This is a genomic window from Intestinibacter sp., from assembly GCF_022780145.1.
Taxonomy (GTDB): Bacteria; Bacillota; Clostridia; order Peptostreptococcales; family Peptostreptococcaceae; genus Intestinibacter.
The window spans coordinates 1-25,674 of sequence record NZ_JALEXO010000075.1 but is presented as its reverse complement, the minus strand read 5'-3'; the positions used below and the strand labels follow the sequence as shown (position 1 = coordinate 25,674).

22 protein-coding genes are annotated in these 25,674 nt (G+C 28.6%); 2 read left to right on the top strand and 20 right to left on the bottom strand.

The window, feature by feature from the left end; all coding sequences use genetic code 11:
- The 10 genes from ftsY to MR593_RS02825 form a co-directional block, all read right to left on the bottom strand.
- Window positions 1-1,156, bottom strand: a 1,156-nt coding sequence (gene ftsY / locus MR593_RS02870) for a signal recognition particle-docking protein FtsY (RefSeq protein WP_290686767.1), incomplete at its 3' end; no start/stop codon positions are given.
- Window positions 1,157-1,171: 15 nt separating this feature from the next.
- The gene (smc, locus tag MR593_RS02865; protein WP_290686765.1) at window positions 1,172-4,726 is read right to left on the bottom strand and encodes a chromosome segregation protein SMC; all 3,555 of its coding nucleotides are present in this window, start codon (window positions 4,724-4,726) and stop codon (window positions 1,172-1,174) included.
- Between the two features lie 20 nt (window positions 4,727-4,746).
- The gene (locus MR593_RS02860) at window positions 4,747-5,814 is read right to left on the bottom strand and encodes an elongator complex protein 3 (protein WP_290686764.1); all 1,068 of its coding nucleotides are present in this window, start codon (window positions 5,812-5,814) and stop codon (window positions 4,747-4,749) included.
- Between the two features lie 15 nt (window positions 5,815-5,829).
- Window positions 5,830-6,531, bottom strand: a complete 702-nt coding sequence (rnc, locus tag MR593_RS02855) for a ribonuclease III (protein WP_290686762.1) — start codon at window positions 6,529-6,531, stop codon at window positions 5,830-5,832.
- 135 nt (window positions 6,532-6,666) lie between these two features.
- Window positions 6,667-7,221, bottom strand: coding sequence for a CD1247 N-terminal domain-containing protein (locus tag MR593_RS02850; protein ID WP_290686761.1), 555 nt, complete (start codon window positions 7,219-7,221; stop codon window positions 6,667-6,669).
- Window positions 7,222-7,338: 117 nt separating this feature from the next.
- Window positions 7,339-7,896, bottom strand: a complete 558-nt coding sequence (efp, locus tag MR593_RS02845; RefSeq protein WP_290686759.1) for an elongation factor P — start codon at window positions 7,894-7,896, stop codon at window positions 7,339-7,341.
- A 266-nt stretch (window positions 7,897-8,162) separates the two neighbouring features.
- Window positions 8,163-8,939, bottom strand: a complete 777-nt coding sequence (locus MR593_RS02840) for a shikimate kinase (protein WP_290686757.1) — start codon at window positions 8,937-8,939, stop codon at window positions 8,163-8,165.
- 250 nt (window positions 8,940-9,189) lie between these two features.
- On the bottom strand, window positions 9,190-9,969 hold the full coding sequence (locus MR593_RS02835; RefSeq protein WP_290686756.1) for a shikimate kinase: 780 nt from the start codon (window positions 9,967-9,969) through the stop codon (window positions 9,190-9,192).
- A 113-nt stretch (window positions 9,970-10,082) separates the two neighbouring features.
- Window positions 10,083-10,871 carry a type I 3-dehydroquinate dehydratase gene (gene aroD / locus MR593_RS02830; protein ID WP_290686755.1) on the bottom strand — a complete coding sequence of 263 codons (789 nt, stop codon included), beginning with the start codon at window positions 10,869-10,871 and terminating at the stop codon, window positions 10,083-10,085.
- Between the two features lie 110 nt (window positions 10,872-10,981).
- Complete coding sequence (locus tag MR593_RS02825) at window positions 10,982-11,869, bottom strand: LysR family transcriptional regulator (protein ID WP_290686753.1); 888 nt, start codon at window positions 11,867-11,869, stop codon at window positions 10,982-10,984.
- A gap of 378 nt (window positions 11,870-12,247) precedes the next feature.
- Here MR593_RS02825 and MR593_RS02820 point away from each other — a divergent pair, with 378 nt between their 5' ends.
- The gene (locus MR593_RS02820) at window positions 12,248-14,260 is read left to right on the top strand and encodes an NAD(P)/FAD-dependent oxidoreductase (RefSeq protein ID WP_290686752.1); all 2,013 of its coding nucleotides are present in this window, start codon (window positions 12,248-12,250) and stop codon (window positions 14,258-14,260) included.
- A 167-nt stretch (window positions 14,261-14,427) separates the two neighbouring features.
- Here the strand turns inward: MR593_RS02820 and aroE (MR593_RS02815) are convergent, their stop codons facing one another.
- From aroE (MR593_RS02815) to MR593_RS02795, 5 genes are all read right to left on the bottom strand, one after another.
- A complete protein-coding gene (gene aroE / locus MR593_RS02815; protein WP_290686751.1) occupies window positions 14,428-15,297 on the bottom strand; it encodes a shikimate dehydrogenase in 870 nt (289 codons plus the stop codon).
- 610 nt (window positions 15,298-15,907) lie between these two features.
- Entirely contained in the window at window positions 15,908-17,140 is a 1,233-nt protein-coding gene (locus MR593_RS02810; RefSeq protein WP_331474724.1) for an MFS transporter, read from the bottom strand.
- 24 nt (window positions 17,141-17,164) lie between these two features.
- Window positions 17,165-18,034: a shikimate dehydrogenase gene (gene aroE / locus MR593_RS02805; RefSeq protein ID WP_290686750.1), complete on the bottom strand. Its 870-nt coding sequence runs from the start codon at window positions 18,032-18,034 to the stop codon at window positions 17,165-17,167.
- 135 nt (window positions 18,035-18,169) lie between these two features.
- Complete coding sequence (locus MR593_RS02800) at window positions 18,170-20,095, bottom strand: oxidoreductase (RefSeq protein WP_290686749.1); 1,926 nt, start codon at window positions 20,093-20,095, stop codon at window positions 18,170-18,172.
- Between the two features lie 124 nt (window positions 20,096-20,219).
- Window positions 20,220-21,059 carry a sugar phosphate isomerase/epimerase family protein gene (locus tag MR593_RS02795; RefSeq protein ID WP_290686748.1) on the bottom strand — a complete coding sequence of 280 codons (840 nt, stop codon included), beginning with the start codon at window positions 21,057-21,059 and terminating at the stop codon, window positions 20,220-20,222.
- Window positions 21,060-21,422: 363 nt separating this feature from the next.
- Between MR593_RS02795 and MR593_RS02790 the strand changes: the two genes are divergently transcribed.
- The gene (locus MR593_RS02790; RefSeq protein WP_290686747.1) at window positions 21,423-22,307 is read left to right on the top strand and encodes a LysR family transcriptional regulator; all 885 of its coding nucleotides are present in this window, start codon (window positions 21,423-21,425) and stop codon (window positions 22,305-22,307) included.
- Window positions 22,308-22,774: 467 nt separating this feature from the next.
- Here MR593_RS02790 and MR593_RS02785 read toward each other — a convergent pair whose 3' ends face one another.
- The 5 genes from MR593_RS02785 to MR593_RS02765 form a co-directional block, all read right to left on the bottom strand.
- Complete coding sequence (locus MR593_RS02785) at window positions 22,775-23,320, bottom strand: PulJ/GspJ family protein (RefSeq protein ID WP_290686746.1); 546 nt, start codon at window positions 23,318-23,320, stop codon at window positions 22,775-22,777.
- A complete protein-coding gene (locus tag MR593_RS02780; protein WP_290686745.1) occupies window positions 23,317-23,736 on the bottom strand; it encodes a hypothetical protein in 420 nt (139 codons plus the stop codon). Before MR593_RS02780 ends, MR593_RS02785 begins: the two co-directional genes overlap by 4 nt.
- Window positions 23,737-23,756: 20 nt before the next feature.
- On the bottom strand, window positions 23,757-24,356 hold the full coding sequence (locus tag MR593_RS02775; protein WP_290686744.1) for a hypothetical protein: 600 nt from the start codon (window positions 24,354-24,356) through the stop codon (window positions 23,757-23,759).
- Window positions 24,340-24,693, bottom strand: coding sequence for a hypothetical protein (locus MR593_RS02770; RefSeq protein ID WP_290686742.1), 354 nt, complete (start codon window positions 24,691-24,693; stop codon window positions 24,340-24,342). Before MR593_RS02770 ends, MR593_RS02775 begins: the two co-directional genes overlap by 17 nt.
- Window positions 24,694-24,820: 127 nt before the next feature.
- Window positions 24,821-25,674 (bottom strand): hypothetical protein (locus MR593_RS02765; protein ID WP_290686741.1); only part of this gene is annotated, 854 nt, incomplete at its 5' end.

Below are 25,674 nucleotides of genomic sequence, written 5' to 3'. Positions count from 1 at the left end.
CCCCTACACCTATTAATTTTACAGCTACATCTACTTCAGATTTAACAGCTAGGATAACTCCACCCTTTGCTGTTCCATCTAATTTAGTAAGCACAAGCCCTGTTATATCACAAACTTGTTTGAAGCTCTTTGCTTGTGATACAGCATTTTGTCCAGTTGTAGCATCTACTACTAGTAGAACTTCTTTTTTAGCTTCTGGATATTCTCTATCTACTATTTTAAATACTTTACCTAATTCGTTCATTAAGTTTGATTTATTGTGTAGACGTCCTGCTGTATCGCAAATCAATACATCTATTCCTCTAGCCTTAGATGCTTTTATAGCGTCGAATATTACTGCTCCTGGATCTGCACCTTCTTGATGTTTGATTAAATCTACGTTGCATCTATTTGCCCATACCTCTAATTGGTCTATAGCAGCTGCTCTAAATGTATCTCCTGCTGCAAGAAGTACTTTCTTACCTTCAGATTTATATCTATATGCAAGCTTACCTATAGTAGTAGTTTTTCCTACACCATTTACACCTACCATAAGTATTATAGTTGGGCTATGTGATACATCTAGTTTAGTATCATCCTTTGATAAAATTTCTTCAACTATAGATTTTAATTCTTCTCTTACATCTTGTGGATCAGTTATTTTTTTACTTCTTATAGCATCTTCTAGTTTTTCCATTATTTCCATAGTAGTATTTACACCTACATCAGCAGTTATTAAAACTTCTTCTAGGTCTTCTAGAAGCTCTTCATCTACTTTAGTGTAAGATTTTAATACTTCATCTACTCTATCAGTTATTCCTTGTTTTGCCTTTGTTAGACCTTGCTTTAATCTATCAAATAAGCTGACTTTTTTTGGTTGTTCCTCTACTATTTCAGCTTCTTCAACCTCTTGAACTGTTTCTTCTTGTAAATTACAAGTTTCATCTACATCCTCTTGTATTTCATCTTCTAATTCTAACTCTTGTGTAGCAGCTTCTTGTTTTAACTCTTCTACTGGTTCTTCAATTTCTACTGATTCTTCAACTTGTGGTGTTTCTTCTACTTCTTGTTCTTCTTCTAAAGTCCCTTCCTCTATTGAGTCTTCATTTACATTTTCTACTTCTTCTTTTACCTCTTCTTTTTTATTTTTTCCAAAATTAAAAAGCTTCTTAAACATATTCTTCCTCCATTTTTATATTATGTCTGCCATTTTATGCGCTTCCTTAAGATTTAGGCTGATAACCTTTGATATTGCCTTCTTTTCCATAGTTACACCGTAAATATAGTCGGCAGCCTCCATTGTACCCCTTCTATGTGTTACCGCTATAAACTGGGTATCACTTGATAATTCTTTTAAATACTCTCCAAATCTAAATATATTTGCATCATCTAATGGCGCTTCAATTTCATCTAATATACAGAAAGGCGTCGGTTTTGCAAGTATTATAGCGAATAATATACTTATAGCTGTAAGTGCCTTTTCTCCTCCTGATAGAAGGTTTAAATTTTTCATCTTCTTTCCAGGTGGTTTTGCTGTTATTTGTATGTCGCTTTCAAGTATGTTGTCCTCATCTACAATAGTAAGCTCTCCTTCTCCTCCTCCAAACAACCTTTTATATACATATTTGAAATTTTCATTTACCTTTTTAAATTGTTCTTTAAATTGAACTTTCATATTTACTTCTAGCTCGCTTATAATTTTTTCTATAGCGCTTATAGATTCCTCTAAGTCAGTCTTTTGCTCGCTGTAGAAATCGTATCTCTCCTTAGTCTCCTTGTACTCTTGTATAGAGTCTATATTTACATTTCCAAGGCTTGCTATCTCTCTTTTTATCGATTCAAGTATTTTTTTATTTATTTCAATAGAATCGTCTTTTAATTCTAATGCTTTTACATAAGTTAAGTCGTAATCCTCAAACAGCCTATTTGTGTAATTTTCCTTGTTTGCTGATAACCTCTCTATTTTTGAGTCTATTTTAAATTCACTTTGTCTAAGCTCCATGTTTTGTCTTTCAAATGATTTTAATTTTTTGTTTAAATCAGCTATTGTCTCTTTAAGCTTAGCTTTGGTCTGATTTTTACCATCTAGCTCTTTATGCTTTTCGCTCAATTGCTTGTTCAAATTGTCGCTTTCTCTTTTTTGAATTTTAGATTTACTTTGCAAATCCTCTATTTCTTTTTGTAGTTTTTTTATAGTATCGCTGCTCTCGCTAATTTTTTGCGTTCTATAGTTTATTTCACCCTCAATTCTTTTTATCTCATAATCTGTAGATTTAAATATTTCACTTTTTTGAACAAAATCTAATTTTAAATTTTCTATTTTTTTCTTTTCTTCTTCAAAATCAGAGCTTTGAAGTTCTTTAATATTAGTTAAATTTTCGATTTGTCTTTTATTTTCCTCTTCCTTTAACTCGATTTCTTTTATTTTTTCTTCAATCGTCTTTATTTTATTAGAAGTATAATCTAAATTTGAGCTAAGACCAGTTTTTTCTTTTTCTAGCTTGTTTATATTTTCATTTAAAGAAGCTATTTCATAATCGATTGATTTAAGCTTAGTGTTTTGTTTTACAATGTCCTTTTCAAGGTCGTTTATTTCTTCTTCACTTCTCAATATATTTTCTTTTACTTCTTTAATTGAGTTTAAAATCAACTCCTTAGACCTAACATTTTCTTGATTTTCTATTTTTATTTTTTCTATTTTATCTTCAAAATCCTTTATAAGTCTCTTTCTAGAAAGGATATTAGCGCTAGTCTTTAAGCTACCTCCAGTTAGAGATCCTCCTGGATTTAATATATCTCCGTCTAAAGTTACTACTTTAAATCTATGATTAGTTTCATTCGCGAATTTAATTCCATTGTCTATGTTGTCTATTACTATAGTTCTACCTAATATATTTTCAACTATATCTCTGTACTTTTCATCAAATGATACTAAATCACTCGCTATTTTTATATATTCAGTCTTAGAATTTATAGTATTTTCATTTATTTTTTTAGATTTAATTACATTCATAGGAAGAAAAGTAACTCTACCTAGATTATTTTTTTTAAGGTAATTTATCGCATTTTTAGCAGCGTATTGGTCTACTGTTATAATATTTTGCATATAAGCTCCTAAAGCAGCTTCTATAGCCTTTTCGTATTTTTCATCAGTAGTTATAACCTGTCCTAATGCACCGCATATTCCAGATAAATTTTTATTTTTTAGTACTTCCTTTACTCCTCTATTAAAGCCTTCATAATGCCTTTCCATATCTACGTATATTTGAAGCTTTGAAGAGCATTCTTTTAGAGTGTAGTTGTTGTTTTGTATTTTTATATCTATATTTTTATTTTGATTTTTGTAATCCTCTAAATCGTTTTTAAAACCACTCAAAGAAGATGTCTTTTCATTTAAATTATTTTTCATTTGGATTACATTTTCTTCTTTTTGTCTATAGATAGAATTTTTTTCCTCTAATGAAGCTTTTATCTCTAAAATATTATTTTCAATAGTCTCACTTCTAAGATTGATATTTTCAGTATTTGCACTTAAAGTCGATAAATTATTACTTAATTCTTGTTTTTCATTTAAATAAGTAATTATATTATCCTTAAGTAGCTCTATATTTTTATTTAATTCATTTAATTTTTGTTCTTTTTCGTTGCTTTCTTTTTCAATTTCTGAGATATCTCGTTCTAACACCTCAATTTCTTTTTTTTCTACTTCTCTTTTTTGCTTTAACTCTATTAATTTACTGTTGTCTTCTTTTAGCTTAACTTTAAAATCATCTAGAGTTTTTTGATTGTTTTCTATATTAAGTTTTGAATTACTAATTCTCTCGTTTATCAAAGAAATTTGAGAGTCATTTTGGTTTATTACATTTTTTATAGATTCTATATATTCATTTAATCTAGCTATATTTTCCTCTAGCTTTTCGATTTCTTCACTAGTCAAATCTATATTTTTTTCCATTTTTACTCTTATTTCTTCTTTTTCATTTAATTCCTTTACAAGTATTGCCTTATGCTTTGTAATCTCAGCTAATTCTTGGTCTATCTTTTTAATTTCTATGATGTAATTATTTACTTCGAGCTTTTTTAAGTTTTCTCTAAGATCTAAATACTTAAGGGCCTTTTTTTGTTGGTTAAAAAGAGGCTTTATTCTGTTTTCTATTTCTATATAAATATCTTCTATTCTCTCTAGATTTTCCTTAGTATTTTTTAGATTCTTCTCTGCTTCTAGCTTTTTATATCTGTATTTTGATATTCCACAAGCCTCGTCGAAAACTTTTCTTCTATTGACAGGATTATTGCTCAAAATTTCGTCTACCTTTCCCTGTTCTATAATAGAATATCCATCCTTACCTATTCCTGTATCTAGTAGTAATTCCTTTATATCCTTTAATCTACACGCTTTGTCATTTAAAAAGAAACTACTCTCTCCATTTCTATAGGCTCTTCTCTTTATAGTAACTTCACTAAAATCTATATCTAATTTTTCATCACTATTGTCTATAGTTAGAGCTACTTCACAGTAATTCATAGGCTTTTGATCATTTGTACCTGCAAATATAACGTCTTCTAGCTTGTCTCCTCTAAGACTTTTTATACTTTGCTCACCTAAAACCCATCTTACTGCATCGGATATATTGCTTTTTCCACTTCCATTTGGTCCTACAATCGCTGTTATTCCTTCGTTAAAATTTATCTCTGTCTTTGTTGGAAAAGACTTAAATCCCTTTAATTCCAGTCTCTTTAAATGCACGCTTTCATCTCCCTTCAATATTAAAGGTTATATATCTCTAGTAATTTATCGTAAATTTGATCCATCTTAACAGAAAACTCTCCCTTGTCTGAAGATATAATTATCTCTTCTTTTGGTAAATCTTCTGGAAATGTCTTTAGATTTATATTGTATTTTTGTTTCATATATATTTTATTTGATTTTTTATTTCCAATTATTTTAGAAATATTTTTATTGTTTGTCTTTACAACTAAATTCCCTTCTATTTTATTTTCTAAAACAACGTAATCTAAGAAGTCCTTTATCATTTCGCTTTCAGTAAGCTCTCTAAAGGCAGGGTGATAAGGTCCTGCTACGACGCCTTTACCTAATTGTATATCGTCTGTAGCTTGAAGTCCTACTCTAATTACATTTATATCGTTTACATAAAATAAAACCAATAGTTTTTTTACAATATTTATACACTTTTCTAGAGTAAACGGCGTATATTTTCCCTCTGCTAAAAGAGTTTCAAGTCCAGTATCTTTAACTACTAATGTAGGATATATTCTTACACAGTCTGGTTTTAATTTTATAAATTCTCTAGCTGTATTTATACATTTTTCCTCTGTATCAGAAGGAAGTCCCACCATCATCTGTAATCCTAGCTTTATGCCGTGTTTTTTTATTAAATTAGAGCTTTTTATTACTGAATCTATATCGTGCCCTCTTAAACTATCTATAAGCACCTTTTCATCCATAGATTGAACGCCTAGCTCGATTATACTAGATTTGTATTTTTTTAATCTCTCTAAAATCCTGTCGCTTATACAATCCGGTCTAGTAGACATTCTAATCTCGTGTACTAGACCTCTATCTACATATTCCTTTGCAACTGCTAGTAATTCATTTTGGCATTCCTCTTCTATAGCAGTGAAGCTTCCTCCAAAAAACGCTATCTCCACATCAGTATCTTTATCTATAGTTTTTAAACATTCCTCTATTATATTTCTAGCATCTTCTGCTGTAACCTCAGTACTCACTCCTGTTATTTTCTTTTGGTTGCAAAAGATACAATCGTGAGGACATCCTCTATGAGGAACGAATATAGGTATTATTCTCTTTTTCATATAAATATCCTCCACTTATAATCTTTTATCTAGTGCACATTTTGCTGCAACTTGTTCTGCATCCTTTTTACTCTTGCCTTCTCCTCTTCCTAAAACAGTGTCGTTTATACCGACCTCCATAACGAATGTTTTATTATGGTCTGGTCCTTTTTCGTCTACTAATTTATACCAAATGTTATTTTCTCCGTTGCTTTGTAGTACTTCTTGCAAACATGTTTTGTAATCTCTAAATATCTTACCTTTTATAGAATCATTTATTATCTTATCCATGTATTTTAAAATAAAGTCTCTCGCAGGCTCCATCCCTCCATCTAGATAAATAGCTGCTATAACAGCTTCTAAAGCATCTGCAAGTATTGATATTCTATCTCTACCACCTGTAGCCTCTTCTCCCTTTCCTAAAAGCATATATTTACCTAAATGTATATTTTGAGATATCTCACTTAAAGATTCCTCACAAACTATATTGGCTCTTATCTTAGTAAGCTCTCCCTCTGGTAAATTTTTTTCTTTTTTAAATAGATAGTCACTTATTACTATACTCAAAACTGAATCTCCTAAAAATTCTAGTCTCTCATTAAAAGGACAGTTCTTATTTTCGTTTGAATAAGAACTATGTGTTAAAGCCTCTAATATATAATCTTTATTGTTAAATTTATAATTTATTTTTTCTTCAAACATCTCTATATTATTTAATATTTTTCTATTTATCTTCATTAAGTATCCTCCATCTAAATTATTAATTAGTTTATTAAATTTATCTCCGGTCGCATTGTAATTAAAACATATTTACTTTAAAAAACCTATGAAGATTTGAACTTCATAGGTGCTTTTTAAACTAAACATTCATTATTAGCAATTACAACCGTCATCTCCGTCTTCACAGCCACAACCGCAACCACAATCATCTTCATAGTCGTCATCCTCACAACCACATCCGCAGCCACAATCACAGTCGTCTTCAGAAGATAATATTACAGCATGGCAGTTTGGACAAACTACATCTACTGAATCATCAAATAGTAATTCTTCATCGATTTCTACAACTTCTGAACAGTTTGGACATTCCATTTCTATATAGCTTAAATCATCTTCTTCATAATCTTCATCTTCATCATATTCATCGTCGTAGTCATCTTCATCTTCTTCATAGTCGTCATCTTCATCGTACAACCATTCTTCTAAGTCTTCTACTTCTTGTTGTAATTCTTCTATTTCATATTCTAGTTCTTCTACTTGGTCTTCTAAATCCTCTACTGAATATTCTAAATCTTGTACTATGCCGGCAAAACTATCTAATACGTCGACAATTTTACAGATCATTTTACCCTCTTTAGTCTTATCATCGATATCTAATCCTTCAGCTAAACCTTTTAAATATGCAACTTCTTCACCTAGTTTTTTCATGATAAATCTCTCCTTTGCATTTTTTTAAAATCTTTAGAATAAAGACTTACTAATATGTTTTAAAAAAGCTCATATACCATTAATATTAGATATATAAGCTTTTTTTATGCTAAAATATTAAACTCTTGATAAATATTCTCCAGTTCTAGTATCTATTTTTATTTTATCTCCTTCATTTATGAATAAAGGTACTTGAACTACTGCTCCTGTTTCTACTGTAGCTGCTTTAGTAACGTTACTAGCTGTATCACCTTTTATTCCTGGTTCAGTTTCTGTTACTTCTAATTCTGCAAAGTTTGGAGCTTCTACTTGGAATGGTTGTCCTTGGTAGAATCTTATAGTAGCTACTTCATTTTCTTTTAAGAATTTTATAGCATCTTCAACTTGATCATAGTTTAGTGGTATTTGATCAAAAGTTTCTTCATCCATGAAGTAATATAATTCACCGTCATTATATAAATATTGCATTTGTTTTGTTTCTATTATTGCTTTTGGGAATTTATCACTTGGGTTGAAAGCTTCTTCTCTTATAGCTCCTGTTTTTAAGTTTTTATATTTTGTTCTTACGAATGCTGCACCTTTTCCTGGTTTAACGTGTTGGAAGTCAACTACTAAACATGGTTGACCATCTTTTTCAAAAGTTACACCTTTTCTAAAATCTCCTGCTGTTACCATTATTATTCCTCCATCTAAATAAATTTCTTATGTTTTATCATTTTTATTATATATATGTCACTCAAATTGTCAAGTTATAATATATATTTTGATTTATCATATATACTATAATATCATAAATTATCTTAACTAAACAAGTTTTTAGATATTTTAGTTGATTATATATTATAATTTTGACTCTATATAAAATATTTATTCAAAAATTATAAAATCCTTCCTAAATTATATAATAAAGAAAGGATTTTTTTCTTTTAATACTTTTAATATTATAAAGTAGCTAATTTACTTACTACTTCTTCTGCTATAACATGTATAGGTTTGTCATCTGTGCTTACTACTATATCTGCTATAGATTCATATCTATCTTGACGTTTTGCCATTAAATCGCTTATGTATTCAACGTTCATATTTCCATTTAATAATGGTCTTTGGTTGCTGTATTTTACTCTGTTGTATACAGTTTCTGGAGTAGCTGTAAGTAATACTATTTTACCATTTTGTTTCATTAAATCTACGTTTTCATCTCTCATTGGCATTCCACCACCACAAGAAATTATTATTCCTTGTCTAGTTTGTAGTTCTTTTAATGCATTAGTTTCACAAGTTCTGAAATAGTCTTCTCCTTTTCTTTGGAATATTTCATTTATTGTCATATCTTCTCTTTTTACTATAAAATCATCAGTTTCTAAATCTTCCATTTCAAGTATATGACTTAAGTAATTTGCTATAGTACTCTTACCACATCCCATGAATCCTATTAACATTATATTATATGGGAATAAGTTTTTAGCTTGATATTTTTTAGCGTTTTTAACTACATATCTAAATACGTTCATTATTTCATCTTGGTATTTGTTATCTTTTAATTTTTTACATAGTGCTATTTCTTTTTTACCTTCGTATTCAGGTTGTAGTATTGGCATACCATTTTCTTTTTTGTATTCTATTATTTCATCGATACAATCCATTCTTTTTGATAAAATTTTTATAATTTCATCATCATACATACTTATTTTTGCTCTTATTTTTTCTATATTGTTCATGTGTACCCACCTTACCTAATTGTATTTTACTAAATTATAGCAATATATTAAAGTATTTTCAATATTTCAAACAAATTAAAAAACTAATTTTTTAATTTTCTTTATTTTTTAATCTTCTTTATTTTTCGCTTTAATTTTATTATCTTTTACAAACAAATTTCGAGATTATGCTTTTATTTTTTAATTAGAAATCAAAAAAAGTTACTAAATAATAATTAAATTATTACCTAGTAACTAAAGCTTAAACATATTATTCTGATTTTATAAGTTTACTAACTATTTCTTCGCAAATTTCATTAATTGTCTTATTATCAGTAGATACTATAATATCACTTGCAGCTAAATATTTAGGCTCACGTTTTTTCATTAAATCAGAAATAAAGTCTACATTCATATTGCCATTTAATATAGGTCTTTCGTTGCTGTATCTTACACGTTCAAATATAGTTTCTGGAGATGCTGTAAGTAGTACTACCTTCCCACTTTGTTTCATATATTCTACGTTTATATCTCTAAGTGCCATACCACCACCACATGATATGATAGTATTTTTCTTTTGTTTTAAAGATATAAGCGTATTAGTTTCACATTGTCTAAAATACTCTTCTCCACGTCTACTAAACATTTCATTTATTGTCATACCTTCCATTTTAACAATGTGGGCATCTGTTTCTATTTCCTCCATAGCTAGCATATGACCTAAATAAGAAGATACTGTACTTTTACCAACACCCATAAATCCAATTAGGAATATATTATATGAGAACAAGTTTTTAGCTTGTATTTTTTTACCATTATCTACAATATATCTAAATACATCTAATATTTCATCTTGAAATTTATTTTTTTCTACTTGTTTCATTAAGCTTACTTCTTTTTGAGCTTCGAATTCTTCTTGAAGTATAGGTAGACCATGTTCTTTTTTATAGGCGATTATATCTTCAATATAATTCATTCTCTCTGTTAAAAGTTCTATTATTTTACTATCACATTCACTAATTTTTTGTCTAGTACTTTCAATATTCTTCATTTTCTTTCCCCTTTTTAATTAGTTTTATTTTGATAGTAAACCTAAATTATATTTTAGTCTAATTGATTTATCGGCTATTTTTTATGCATTTTATCTATAGTTTAATAATCCTTCTATGCTTCAACATTTTTATGTATTAATTTCAGTAAATTACTTAAATCTTCAATATTAGGCTGTCCTGGAGCACTTTTCTTTCTATTGACACCATAAGTTATACATGAGCCAAAAAATTCTCCACAAATTCTACTAAGGCCACCCTTTTCACCTACTGATATTGCGCATATAGGAGTCTTCACTATATGCTCTGATAAAATAATCGTTGTCTCTAATAGTTCAACTACATCTAACTTGCTGTGTGGAGATGCTATTATTTTTATAATATCAGCTCCCATATCTTCTAACTCTTTAGCTGTTTCAATGCTTTCTGCCTTTGATGGAGTATGTGTTAGATTATGATTAGTTGCAATTACATATGTTCCCATATCCTTAGCAAATTCAATTATATCCTTCATATTATCCTTTCCAATACTGTCTTCAATATCTATAATATCGACTAATTTACTTGCACAAACTTCTTTATATATATTCACATAATCTTCTACTTTTATGTCTGCCTCTCCATGACTTTTATTAGTCTTTATTGTGAATATAAGTGGTATATTTTTTAATATTTTTCTAAGGTCTTCAAGCACTTCTTCAATCTTTTCACAATCATTGTAGTATTCATACCAGTCAACTCTCCACTCAACGATGTCGATATCTAGTATATCAAAATCTACTGGTATAATAGAAAATTTCTTTGCTGTTTTTAATATTTCTTCTTTTGTTTTATCACAAATTGGTACAATTATCTTTGGGGTTCCCTTTCCTATTTCTACATTTCTAACCTTTAAATAACTCATACTCCTAAAATCTCCCTTCCAATATTAAAATCATTAAGTAGTATTATACCAAAAAAATTATAATTTAATATAAAATACAATTTTATATATTGTATACATCAATATATTTACTATAAGTTATTGCAATTTTTTAATACAAATTTACTAAATTGATCTACTGCCGGCGATACATATTTATTTTTTAACTTAGCCATATATATATTTCTACTGTATATAGGACTTTTTAATTTGATTACATCAACATTAAAATACTTTAAGAAAGGAATATTCGGCATTATAGCAATTCCAAAATTTTCTGCAACTAATCCTGCCATGGAATCGTCTTTTTCAACTTCGTAAGATATATCTTGCTTCTTATTTATTTGCTTAAATAAATTGTCTATTACAGGTCTCAATCCACTTGATTTAGTGAAAGCTATATGTTTATATCCCACAGTTTTTATCAAATCAATTTCTTTGTACTTAGATAATTCATGATTTTTAGGAACTACAACTACTAATTCTTCTTCTTTTATCTTTATGAATTCCACATTATTTTCATCTTCTACCATCGAACAAAATCCTATATCAAATCTCTCACTTTTTAGACCTTCTATAATAGACTTCGTATTTGAAGATGAAAATGTAAATCCAAAATTCTTATCTTCATTTTCCTCTAAAAACCTTCTAACTATCATAGGCACAAATTCCGCCTCTAAAGTATATATATACCCTAGATCTATAACTCCACTTGTAGAACAAGTCAAAGCCTTTGTTTTATCTACTCCCTCTTGAAGATAGTCTAAAGATTTTTCTACATATTTTAAAAATATCTTTCCATACTTTGTAAGAACTACATTTCTTCCCTGTTTTTCAAATAGCTTAGTTCCAAGCTCCTCTTCTAAGGAAGAAATAGCATGGCTTAAGCTAGGCTGTGTTATAGATAAATCCTTAGCTGCTTTAGTATAATGCTCTAAATGAGCTAATTTAACAAAATATTGTAAATGATTTAAATTCATAATATCTCCTTTAAATTTTTTATCAATCTTTCTTAATTATTAATATACAATATATATTTCGATTTTTTAAGTGATTAATTTATTTTTTATATAGTTAAAAACTATAAATAAAATTTATATAAATACTATTTTTTTTAGATTTTTTTTATAAATTTAAAAATTTATCTAAAAACCAAAGAAATATTTATTTTAATATAATTTATAAGTATTTTTTTCAAAAAAACATTTTTCTATTATTTTTATCTATAATTTATAAGAAAAAGTGCTATTAGTTATTTTAAATAAATACTGTTAAAATAATCTTAAATAAAAAAATAACAAACAAAACAGAAATTAAAAATAATAATCAATAAAAATACGATTTATGGAGGTTTTAAAATGGCACACAAATACAAAAATATATTTTCACCTTTAACAGTAAAACATATGAATTTAAAAAACCGCATCGTAATGATGCCAATGGGTACAAACTATGGTGAACAAAATGGAGAAATGAGTTTCTTACATATTAATTACTATGAACAAAGAGCAAAAGGCGGTACTGGACTTATAATAGTAGAAAATGCAAGCGTATTTTCTCCTCAAGGATCAAATGGTACTTCACAACTTCGTATAGACCACGATAGTTATCTACCTAGATTATTCAAACTTTGCGAAAGAGTTCACAAATACGGAACAAAAATAGCTATACAAATAAATCACGCTGGAGCATCTGCAATGTCTTCAAGAACAGGAATGCAACCAGTTTCTTCTTCAAATATACCTTCAAAAGCAGGCGGAGAAATCCCTAGACCTCTTGAAAAAGAAGAAATATATGAAATAGTTAAAAAATACGGTGAAGCAGCTAAGAGAGCTCAAATAGCAGGATTTGATGCAGTAGAAATTCATGCAGGACATTCTTATTTAATAAGTCAATTCTTATCACCTTTATACAATAAGAGAACTGATGAATTCGGTGGATCTGTAGAAAATAGAACTCGTTTTGCAAGACTTGTAATAGATGAAGTTAGAAAAAATGTAGGACCTAACTTCCCGATATTATTACGTTTAAGTGCTGATGAATTTATGGAAGGCGGTAATACAATCGACGATTGCCTAGAATATCTAGAATACTTAAACGATGAAGTAGATATATTCGACGTATCTGCTGCTCTTAACGGATCAATACAATACCAAATAGATGCTAACTACTTAAAAGACGGTTGGAGATCTTATTTAGCAAAAGCAGTAAAAGAAAAATTCGGTAAACCTTGTATAACAATGGGTAACATAAGAAATCCTCAAGTAGCTGAAGACATATTAGAAAGAGGAGATGCCGACTTAATAGGTATGGGTCGTGGACTTATAGCTGATCCTAACTGGGTAAATAAAGTAGAATTAGGCAAAGAAGATGAAATAAGAAAATGTATATCTTGTAATATAGGTTGTGCAGGTAACAGAATTGGTATAAATAGACCTATAAGATGTACTGTAAACCCATCTGTAAACGAAGATGAGCTTTATAAAAAACAAAAGGTTAAAAGACTTTGTAATGTAGTAGTTATAGGTGGAGGAACTGCAGGTCTTGAAGCTGCATGTACAGCTGCCGAAGTTGGATGTACTACATTCTTAATTGAGAAAAAAGACGTTTTAGGTGGTCTTGCTACTCAAATCTCAAAAATCCCAGACAAAAAGAGATTATACGACTTCCCTAAATATCTAATAAATAGAGCTGAAAAATTAGAAAATTTATATATATTTAAAAATACTGAAGCTAGTGTAGAATTTATAAAAAATCTAAGACCAAACTTAATAGTTAATGCTACAGGTTCTTCTCCATTACTACCTCCAATAAAAGGTCTTCATGAAGTAATGGCTAAAGAAAACTCTAAAGTATTCTCTATATTAGATATGATAAACAATGTAGAAAACTATCCAGAAGATTTAACTGGTAAAAAAGTTGTCATAATAGGTGGTGGAGCAGTTGGTCTTGACGTTGCAGAATTCTTCGCTCCAAGAAATGCTGAATGCTCTATAGTTGAAATGGCTCCAATCATAGGAAATGGAATAGATCCAGTACCAAAGGTTGGTACTTTCGACTTATTAAACAAACATGGAGTAAAACAACTTACTAGCACTCGTTTACTTGAAGTAAAAGATAATTCTTTCTTAGTTGAACATCCAGATGGAAGATTAGAAGATTTAGAATTTGACTATGGATTTGTATGCTTAGGAATGAGATCTAACAATCCTGTACTAGAAGCTTTAAAAGAAGAATATTCTAATACAGATGTAGAAGTAATATCTATAGGAGATAGTGTTAGAGCTAGACGTATAATAGAAGGTGTTGAAGAAGGAAGAAACATCATAAATACTCTAACTAAACACGATTATCTTGATATTTATGTTTAAAATATTCTAAATAAGTTATTTTCCCCAATTTAATTTAAATTAGAATATTAATAATATATTTATAGGCTGCTTAAATACATCCCTTAAAATAAGCAGCCTACTTACCAAAACAATTTTAAACAATATTTATACACCTTAAATTCCTTATTTCTTAATAGGGAATTTTTTTATTTATTTTCTTTTTGTTCTTCTAAGAATATTTTTAATATATTTTGAGTATCCTCTAATGTAGGAGTAACTCCTGTCCATATGCTAAAAGAATGCACTCCTTGATTGATAAGCATTTGTATGCCGTAAGCTATTTTTAAATCGTGTTTAAGGCCCCACTTGATAAAAGCTGTTTCATGAGGCTTATAAACGGCATCTGCTATTATCATATTTTTAGGTGGCACTAAAGATGTATCTATCGGTGACTCATCAGTTCCCATTCCTATTGGTGTAGTATTTATTAAAACATCTACATCATCTATGTCCTTTTGAGTTATGACTTTAGACGTAGCAATTGCCTTTGTATCAAAATGTTCATTTATTGTATCTACTATTGATTGAGCTTTTTCGATACTTCTGTTTACTATTTCTATTGAAGCTGCATTTTCTATAGCAAGCTGTATTGCAATACTTCTACATGCTCCACCTGCACCTATTATTAAGACCTTTTTACCATCCATTGTCTCACCACTTGCATCCTTAAGTGATTTAGTAAGCCCTGTTCCATCTGTATTGTAGCCGTATAGCTTTCCATCTACATTTTTGATAGTATTTACTGCCCCAAATAACTTCGCCTTTTCGTCTATTTCATCTAAGTATTTCATGACTTCTATCTTGTGAGGTATTGTCACATTAGTACCCATTATGCCTAAATGTCTTATTCCATTTATAGCCTCACCTACATGATCAGGGTCTACGTCATAGCTTACATAGACTGCATCGATACCGTATTTTTCAAATAAATAATTGTGTATCTTAGGTGAAAAACTTTGACTAACTGGATGACCTATAACACTGTAAACCTTTGTTTTTGAACTTATACTACTCATATTATCCTCCTACAACTACCTTAATATTTAAAAAAGGAGAACTCCCACGAGTTCTCCTTCTATAAATAAAAATTATTTACCTAATTTTAAAATTTTATATTAAATGTAGGTCAATTTAGAACTCATTAGAAAAGATTTATTTTTTATATTATTGCAATAAAAATAGCCAGCGCTAAAATAAAAGCCCCAGAACATAAAATAGAAATAGCTATATAATTTGCTTAGATCTTTTCTAATCATTTCATTACCTCCATTTAAGTATTAATAAATATATATTCTCCTGATTCAATTTAGAAAATACATTTTATTTCTTTATTTATATTAAATTTTATCTAATTTAAATAAATTGTCAATCTAGATTTTTTTTATTTAAGCAAAATTCGCTATTTTCTGAGTATTTTAAATTCAAAATTTACTTCTTATACTTTATTTTTTATAATTTATTTCTAATTATTCTAAAAACAACATACTTTAATTTACAAATACTATTATTTCCCATAATTTATTAAAGAATTTTAATTTATTCGATATTTTTCTAAAAAAAATAGACCTTAAAACTTAAATTAATAAGTATCAAAGTCTATTTTATATTTATGTGCTTTTAAATAAATTAGGCTGCTTTTTCAAGTTTTTCCATTTTATCACTTTCTACATTTACATAAATTGCAAGTAATACACCTATTATTGTGACTACTACGTTAAGTAAAACAACGTTTGTTGGTCCGTTAGTAGCTCCACCAACCTTAGTTAAGTAAGATGCAACATTTAATATAGTGTAGTTTGCAACACTTGATGCGATCATAACAATTGAAGTTATCTTACCCTTGTCTTTAGGGAACATTTCATTTGCAGTTGATACGCAAAGTTGAAGTACTCCACCTGCTGCTGCATAACCTAATACGAATCCACCAACTAAACATATAGAAGGTATTCTTATAAAGTATATAGCTATAAGCATTGCTGCTGATATTGCTGGATATATTATAAGTATTCTAGCTGCTTTTAATCCTTTTTTGATTAATACTGATGAAACTAATATTGCACATACTGTTCCTAATGCATAGAATGATTGTATTTTACTTGGATCAGCAAGTCCATATAATCTACCTAATTCTTGGTTGCAGTTTAACCATATCATAAAAGTTGAAGAAGAAGTAAATCCTATGCATATTAAAGCTATACTTGCTGGAGTAAATTTCATTTTTTCTTTTTTAACTTCTTTTTTGCCTTCATCATCAGCTGTAGCATTTGCTTTAGGGAATGGTAATATAGCTATTAATATACCATCTACTGCTATTGCTGCTGCTGCGATTAAGAATATTGTTTTAAATGGTAACATGCTTGTAGCTACAAAACCTATACCAAATGGTAATAAGAATTGTGCTATAGACATTGAGAATTTAGTAAACATATTTGCTATCGATCCATTTTCTGGGAATATTTCCATACATGATGGTGATACACAAGTATCTAAGAATGAGTTAGCTATACCACCTACTATAGCAAACGCATAACCTACTGCCATGTTTGGAGAGAATACTATCCCACCTAAATACAATGCATAACAAATAACACCTATAATACCACTAACTCTTCTTCCGAATTTATCAGATATCGGTCCTGAGAATGGAAGAGATATTAAACGTCCAAGTCCAAGTGCTGCGATTACAGAAACTACCATACTTACATCAAAAGTTCCGTCTTCTAGTAATTTTGCTCCCCACATTGATGCAAAATCTTGTTTATATTGTCCTAATATAGAAGCTCCTATACCATGTATAAAGTATGTAAAGTATAAGGCAGCAGCTGTAGGATAATATTTTTTATAATTAATTTTTTCCATTATAGCATCCTCCTATTTTTAATTTTATAAATCAGAATAGTATTTAGCTTTTACTTGTTCAACTGGCATTTCTTGTCCCATGAATAATTTGAATGCTTCTACCCCTTGGTATAATAACATTCCTTTTCCACCTATAGCTTTGCAACCAGCTGCTTCTGCATCTAATATCATTTTAGTTTTGATTGGGTTGTAAACAACATCTGTTACTACTAGATCTTTTCTAAATACGCTTGTATCTTTTATATTAGTTTCTCCATCATAAGGTTTCATACCTATTAATGTAGCATTAGTTAATATATCACTTGTAGCTATTTCAGCGTATAATTTTTCAGTGTCGTCTATATCGTATAAATTTACTACACAATCTGGAACTTCTCTTTTTATAGATTCAACAGTCTTTTGAGCTCTTGCAAAGAAGTCGTCTTTTTTGTTGAATATAGATATTTCTCTAGCTCCATCAAGTGCTGCTTGAACTTGTATAGCAGTTGCAGCTCCACCTGCACCCATTATAGTCATTTTTTTGCCTTTTATATCTACACCATTTTCTCTTAAGTTTCTTACATAACCTTTACCATCTGTAATGTCACCTATTAATTTTCCGTTGTCATTTATTATTGTGTTACAAGCACCTATTATACGAGAAGCTGGAGATAATTCGTCCATATATTTAGCTACTTCACCTTTACAAGGCATTGTAACATTTCCACCTTTCATATTGAAAGTTCTAAAAGCATTTACTGCATCTTCTGTTTTTTCTACAGGTATATCAAAAGCTAAATATCTATAATCTAAATCTAATAATTCAAAGCTGTAGTTGTACATTGCAGGTGATCCTGAATGTCCTACTGGTGTTCCTATTAATCCTAATAATCCTGTTCTTCCTGATATTTCCATTTTATTATTCCTCCGAATTTGTTTTCATTTAAATTTATTAGTATATATTGGTGAAGAATGTCGCAAAATTAACTTTTGCAACATTCAACCAATATATAGCTAAAAACTATATTTTAAGTGTAATTATTTAACAAATTATATACTTAATGCTACGTCTAGTGCTTCTCCTGTTGCATTTAAAGCTCTTCTAGCTCTTACTGCATCACCTATAACATAAGTTTCTTTTACTATGTCTTTTATTGATTCACTTATTGGATCGTAATTTCTAGATCCCATTGCAAGTACAACTGAGTCAAATCCTCTAACTTCTTTTACAGAACCATCTGCTAATTCGTATTTAACTCCATCTTCATAGAATTCTGCTACTTTTGCTCCAGTTATGCTAACTACATGATGTTTGTCAAATGCTTCCATGATGAATTTTCTATGTTCTTTACCTACATCACCAGCTATTTTATCTTTAAATTCGATTATTGTTACTTCGTGTTCTTGTTCTGCCAAAAATTCTGCTGTTTCGGCACCAACCATTCCTCCACCTACAACTAGAACTTTTGTACCACAAGCTTTTTTACCATCTAATAAATCTATAGCATTTATTACACCTACATCATTGATACCTGGTATTGGTAATATTAATGGAGTTGCTCCTGTAGCAACTATTGCTACATCTGGGTTCATTTCTTTTACAAAATCTTCAGTTGCTTCTGTATTTAATAATATTTTTACTCCTACTTCATTGCATTTAGCTATAAAGCTGCGAACTAAATTAGTTAAATCACCTTTTCCTGGTGGGTATGCAGCAAGTCTGATTTGTCCACCTAAAGTATTTGATTTTTCTACTAATGTTACTTTGTGACCTCTTAGAGCACTTACCCAAGCAGCTTCCATACCGCCTACTCCACCACCTATAACTAATACGTTTTTAGGTTCTTTGGCCATAGTTAATTCGCCTTCACGTCCTAATAGTGGATTTGCTAAACAAGTTATTGGGTTCCCTTGGAACATGTTTGGAACACAACCTTGTAAACAAGCTATACATGGTGTCATAAGTTCTAATTTACCATCTCTAGCTTTGTTTGGAGTTTCTGGATCTGCTAAGCTTTGACGTCCAAATGCTACTAAGTCAGCTCTTCCTTGTCTTACCATTATTTCAGCGTATTGTGGTTCAGTGAAACGACCAACAGTTATTACTGGTACGTTTACAACTTCTTTTATACTTGCTACTAAATCAGAAGAGAATCCTCCATGTACTGTAGTAGGAGCCCACATGCATTCATCATGTAAGTGAGTAGAACGAGATACATGTAGTGCATCTACTTTACATTCTTCTTCTAAGTAAACTGCTACAGCTGTACTATCTTGTAGAGTAAGTCCACCTAAAATGTCGTCTTGTGCATTTATTCTAGCTAAGATAGCTATTTTTCCTTCTGTTTTCTTTCTTATATTTTCTATTATTAAACGAGGTAATCTCATTCTATTTTCAAAACATCCACCAAATTCATCTACTCTTTTATTAGTTCTTGGTGATATAAATGTACTTACTAAATATCCATGAGCACAGTGAAGTTCAACTGCATCTATTCCAGCTTTCATAGCTCTTAGTGCTGCATCTCCATAAGCTTCTATTATGTCATATATTTCTTCTGTAGTTAATACTGCTGGAGTTGGATGACCATCCTTTGCTGGGATTGGTGAAGCTGCTACTATTGGATATCCAGCGATTTCTTGATTTACATCTGGACCTGCATGTTGAAGTTGTACAGAAACCTTTGCACCTTCAGCATGACAAGCATCTACTACATTTTTGAAGCTATCTATTACACTGTCATCGAATAGACAAGGTTTTCTTGGACCACCTTTTGATTTGTAGTATACAACAGATGATTCTATAGTTATAAGACCGAATCCACCTTTTGCTCTTGCAGCATAGTAGTTTTTAGATCTTTCACTTAAGCTTCCATCTGTATTTGCAAAGTTATTTCCCATTGGTGGAACAACAAATCTGTTAGGTACAGTCATAGGACCTATTTGTATTGGTTTAAACATATTTTCAAAACTCATAATTAATACCTCTTCTCTTTAAGTTAATTTTAATTTGTAAGATTTTTAATTCCTAGTATTTTATATTTTTCTGTTATTCTATCTATTATTTATCTATTTATCATTGTGCATTTTAATCTTTATATTAAGCTAAAACTTCTGGCCAAGCTTCTTTTAATACTTTTACTGCATTATCATATGTGTATTTAGCTGCAAAATCTACACCTTTTTCTACATATTCATCACATATAACTTCTACGCCTACTGCATTTGGTTTTACACCTTTCTTTTGTAACATCTTACAGAATCCTGCTGTATCTCCATATCCACATCCTGGTGCAACACGGTCATGCATTGATTCATCTCTTAATACTTCTTTTGCATAAGGTCTAGCTTGAACGTCGTTTATTTGAACTGATACTATTTTATCTGCTGGTATCATATCTATTACTTTTTCATAAGGTTGATTAGCTCTTACCCAGTGCCAAGTATCTAATATTATTTTAGCGTTATCGCATCCAGATGCTTCTACAACCTTCCATCCTTTTTCTAAGTCAGGTATACCGCTATATGGCATTGGTTCAACACCGATTATTATGTCACCAGCTCTTTGACATAATTCTTTTAATTTTTGAGCTGTATGTTCTATTGAATAATTCTCCATTAAACCACAGTTTATTTGTTTAACACCAAATAATTCACACATTTTGAAGCAGATTTGTTCTTTCATTTGTTGTTCTAAGCTTCTTTCATCATCTGCCCATAAAGTTATATATTCTACTTCTGTTACCTTCATATCGTGTTTTTTTAGGATATTTAAAATATCTTCATCGTGTAATCCTTCTTGTAATGCTGCTATATAGTTTTCTGCTCTTAAACCTATTCCTTCATATCCAGCATTTTTAGCTGCGATTACTCTTTCTTCAAAAGTTACCTTTGTTCCTAATGTATAAGAACTAACTGTCAATGGATATTGTTTTGACATATTCTTAATCCCCCTTGTTTTTATTGTTAATAGTTTATCTTTTTATTTTACTTTTTTCTTTGATTTATCTTATGTCTAAATATTATCATAGTATTTTTGCCGTGACTAATTGATAATAATCTATCAATCCATTGATTTTATATATAATTTCTAGTATATTAGTTTTATAATATCTATACTTCAAATAAATAACTACAATAAATCATTTATTTAAAATTTTAAAGTATAAATTTTATAACTCTCTATGGATTGTATGTACTATTTTTATATATAATGATTTTTCTATATATAAAAGATATAAATTGAAATTACGTACAAAATTTCAATTTAATAAGCGATATTCTATAAAAAGGAGGAATATTTTTGAATTTATATCATTTAAGATATTTTGTTACTTTAGCCAAGCTAGAACACTACACTAAAGCAGCTGAAGAACTTTGTATCACACAACCTAGTCTAAGTCATGCTATTTCTTTACTAGAAAAAGAACTCGGTGTAACATTATTTCAGAAGGAAGGGCGTAATATTGCTTTAACAAAGTGTGGCAAGATATTTTTAGAAAGAGTTCAAGAATCTTTAAAAATATTAGATGACAGCATTCTCGAGCTAAAATCAATAAGTAACGGAGAAGGTTATATAGATTTAGGCTTTTTACGTACTCTAGGTACTAATTTTGTCCCAAAATTAACAAAAAATTACATTGAAAGCAATAAAGATAAAAAAATTAACTTTAATTTTTTTACGGAAACTACTACCTCAGACCTTATAAAATCTTTAAAAGAACAAAAGTACGATATGATATTCTGCTCTAAATGCGAAAAAGAAAAAAATATTGAATTTATACCCGTATCAACCCAAAAGCTTGTTTTGATAGTACCATCTGATCATCCTTTAAGTGAGTATGATTCAGTTACACTTGAACAGACAATTGAATATCCTCAAATTGTATTTAGCCAAAAAAGTGGTTTAAGATCAATTATAGATAATTTATTTGACACTATCGGAAAAAAACCTATAATTGCATATGAAATAGAAGAAGATCAGGTTATTGCTGGATTAGTATCTAATAATTTTGGAATTGCAATAGTTCCTTATATGCCTATACTTAAATTCATGAATGTAAAAACTATTGATATATCATCACCTACTTGGGAAAGAAATTTTTATCTTGCATTATTAAAAGACAAAACTTTGACACCTATTGCGGAGAATTTCAAATCTTTTGTAATTGATAACTATACATTATAATAATTTCTAAAAAGAAAGGATGACTTAAGCTAATTTACAAGTCATCCTTTAATAATCTTAAAAAATATAAAAAATAATAATCAATCCTTTAGAAATTCTAAAGTTAGTACACAAATAAACATACCTATTAATATAGTATAAATAAATTCGCGATATTTATCAATAATAAAATCTTTATTCTAAAAATTCATAATGTAAAATTTTAAGTACTCAGCTCAAACAAGCTACGCAATATTTTTGAAACACTTATAATTAATCTATAAATATATTCTATAGATATAGCTATTATTAATAATTTGTTTTATATATTATATTGGTATAAAATATAATCATAAAATAAATAATAAATATTAGATAAATATAAATCCCATACAAAATGTAAATATTTTTAAATTATTTATATTTAAAAATATTCCCCAATAAGCTTAGTACAAATCTCCCCAAGGTTTGTACTTTTTTTTATTATTTCATATATTATAATCGTATCTTATATACAACTTTATTTCTTTTTCTAAAGCTACATCGTTTTTTTGAAGAGATAATACGATAGATACAAGCTTTGGATTTTCTAATTTGATATATACATGTTTTACATAATCTCCAATTTCATATCCACCAACTTCACTAGAATTATTATCCATAAGTGAATTTACAAATAATTTATTTTTTTGTTCTTTCAAGCTAATTTCTTTATTTTTTAAATTTAAATCATCTTTGTTCTCTTCAGTTTTAAAATTGAGCTTTATAGAAGAAACATCGTATACTTGATTATATTCTAAGTTATTTATTACATTTTTATTTACAGTAGTTATATTTATTATATTTACGCATCCTTCAATTAAATTTTTGATTTGATAATCCATCTCCTCTATTTGTTGACTCAATTCAACCCTATCTTCAATATTATTTTTAGCCTTATGAGCAGTGACAATAACTCCATATAAACACGTAACAATAATCAACATTATAGACAAAGATACCATAGCTTCTAATAATACATATCCTCTTTTCATTTATATATACCTTCTTTAATTAAAACGCGGCCACTTACAGGTACTATTGTTATTTCCGTGTAATTTTTATCATTTCCCACACTTATAGTAGTACCTCCCATATAAAAAGCACCTTGATGATCAAACATTATTTTACTTATAGGGTAGCTTAATTTGATATTTTTAGGTAAAAACACACTTTTTGTATTAGACCCATTTTCTATTAATACATATCCACTACAGTTATTTTGCTTTGTAAAAGCTATGTATACTTTATTATTTCCCAATTTATTTACACTTCTTACATATCTAATATCACTATTGAGTTGTCTTATAAATGAATTTACTTTATAATTATCCAAGTCGAATTTTGAAAATGCTATTGTACATATTAAAGCCAACAGTGTTATTCCAATTAAAACTTCTACTAAAGTCACATTCCTTCTTTTTTCATAGCTTAGACCTCCTCACAATTAAATACCACAACTAAATCACTAGGTTTTATTTGCTTTTTATATTCTTTATTTTTATCTGTAGCTTCGTCTATATTATTTTCCTCTGATTCTGTGATTTCATTTTGATCTGTTTTTTCACTGTCTTTTTCTTTTAAAAATGGATTTTTTATTTTTATATATGCAACAAAAGCTTTGTCAAATTGCTTGTATTCTACTTCACTTACCACTTTATAATAAATACTGTCCTCAACATTATAAGAATCTACCTTATTTATATTACATCTTGTATCCTCTAGTGAAGCATCTGATATATCACTTATCCTATTTATAAAATCACAAGAATTATTTTCTGTAAAATAATTTTCAAAACTGTCATAGCCATCGCTTTTATCTAAGGCTAGCTCCACCTCCTTTAAAATATTTGAATAAATTAATTCTATTTTACTCAGGCATTGCTCCTTAATATATGCCTCTTCGTAATCGTATTTTGCATATTTATTGTTGCTAAGTATTAAAGCTGAACAGCTGATTGCAATTATATTTACCAATAAAAATACAAATACCGTCATAATTAAAATTGATCCATTATTTTTTCGTAACATATGATTGTAATTTTACACTCCTATTTGATGATTTGACCTCTAATACAATTTGATAACAATTATAGTAATTTTCTTCTCTTATAACCTTCTTATTTATTTGAAAATCGTCTACATTAAAAACCTGGTCATCTACATCGTATTTTTGATTGTATTTCACATCGTATTTAGCTTCATTTAAGTAATTTTGAGCTAGATTTAACATATTTAAATACTCTTGATTTTTATCTAGCAAGTTAAAGCTATTGCTTATAGAAAATGTCATCATATAAATTATTATCGATAAAATAGACATACTTATAATACATTCTAATGTTGTAAATCCACTTCTTTTATTCAACACACCCATTCCTTTTTATAGATATTATTTCCATATTTTCTATGTATATACATAATAAATAAATTTTTACAAATAAAAGGGAATTATGCCCATAACACAATTCCCTTTATATAAATTATTTAAAATCCTAATAAATATTGTAAAAATTTTTATCATCATCATAAAAATCCATATCTAATTTTTCCATAGAGATTATACTATCTATCAACTCAATCAATATATTTATATTTTCTAGCTCTCTATTTAAAAAACGAACCGTTTTATATCCTATATCATTATTTTTATCGCAAATACTTCTAGTAAGCTGATTCTTAAGATATATCAAATTAGTAGGTGTTTTAAGCTCATGAGATAAATTTATTAAAAAATCGTTTTTTAATTTTCTAGTATATGCTTCTTCTCTGATTTTTTTGTTTAGTATTTTATTTTTAACCTCCTCAGTAATATCTCTAAAAACTCCTATTACTATATTCTTTTGATTTATATTTAAAATCATATTTGCAAATTCCAAATATACATCCTCGTTTAAAGAATTTTTTATTTTTTTCTTTTCAAATTTCATACTAAACGATAGATCACAGTAATTTAAATCTGAGTTTTTAATTAAATAATATACATCTACTATATCTAATTTATTTTGCTTAAGTATATTATTAAAGCTTTTATTAGTATATTTTATTTTTTTTGTATTATAATCTAACACGAACACAGCCTCTGAAATTATATCTACAAATAACTCGTACTTTTGTTTTGCCAAATTCATTTTATTAATCAAAGCCCTTTGGCTAGTGATATCTTTTAAAATAATCAAATTTTCTTGTTCATCATTCAGTGAAATTTTATTCATATAAAAATACTTTTCTTTGCCATCATCTAAAGTATATGTAATATTACCGTTTATATCGCTATCTAATATATATTGCTTAAGTATATTATTAAAGATTTTATTAGTATATTGTATTTTTTTTGTATTATTATATA

Bases quoted from the DNA above. Each gene is read 5' to 3' on its own strand.
- MR593_RS02860 (WP_290686764.1), bottom strand. From the start codon at position 5,814: ATGAAAAAGAGAATAATACCTATATTCGTTCCTCATAGAGGATGTCCT.
- rnc (WP_290686762.1), bottom strand. From the start codon at position 6,531: ATGAAGATAAATAGAAAAATATTAAATAATATAGAGATGTTTGAAGAA.
- MR593_RS02850 (WP_290686761.1), bottom strand. From the start codon at position 7,221: ATGAAAAAACTAGGTGAAGAAGTTGCATATTTAAAAGGTTTAGCTGAA.
- efp (WP_290686759.1), bottom strand. From the start codon at position 7,896: ATGGTAACAGCAGGAGATTTTAGAAAAGGTGTAACTTTTGAAAAAGAT.
- MR593_RS02840 (WP_290686757.1), bottom strand. From the start codon at position 8,939: ATGAACAATATAGAAAAAATAAGAGCAAAAATAAGTATGTATGATGAT.
- MR593_RS02835 (WP_290686756.1), bottom strand. From the start codon at position 9,969: ATGAAGAATATTGAAAGTACTAGACAAAAAATTAGTGAATGTGATAGT.
- aroD (WP_290686755.1), bottom strand. From the start codon at position 10,871: ATGAGTTATTTAAAGGTTAGAAATGTAGAAATAGGAAAGGGAACCCCA.
- MR593_RS02825 (WP_290686753.1), bottom strand. From the start codon at position 11,869: ATGAATTTAAATCATTTACAATATTTTGTTAAATTAGCTCATTTAGAG.
- MR593_RS02820 (WP_290686752.1), top strand. From the start codon at position 12,248: ATGGCACACAAATACAAAAATATATTTTCACCTTTAACAGTAAAACAT.
- aroE (WP_290686751.1), bottom strand. From the start codon at position 15,297: ATGAGTAGTATAAGTTCAAAAACAAAGGTTTACAGTGTTATAGGTCAT.
- MR593_RS02810 (WP_331474724.1), bottom strand. From the start codon at position 17,140: ATGGAAAAAATTAATTATAAAAAATATTATCCTACAGCTGCTGCCTTA.
- aroE (WP_290686750.1), bottom strand. From the start codon at position 18,034: ATGGAAATATCAGGAAGAACAGGATTATTAGGATTAATAGGAACACCA.
- MR593_RS02800 (WP_290686749.1), bottom strand. From the start codon at position 20,095: ATGAGTTTTGAAAATATGTTTAAACCAATACAAATAGGTCCTATGACT.
- MR593_RS02795 (WP_290686748.1), bottom strand. From the start codon at position 21,059: ATGTCAAAACAATATCCATTGACAGTTAGTTCTTATACATTAGGAACA.
- MR593_RS02785 (WP_290686746.1), bottom strand. From the start codon at position 23,320: ATGAAAAGAGGATATGTATTATTAGAAGCTATGGTATCTTTGTCTATA.
- MR593_RS02775 (WP_290686744.1), bottom strand. From the start codon at position 24,356: ATGTTACGAAAAAATAATGGATCAATTTTAATTATGACGGTATTTGTA.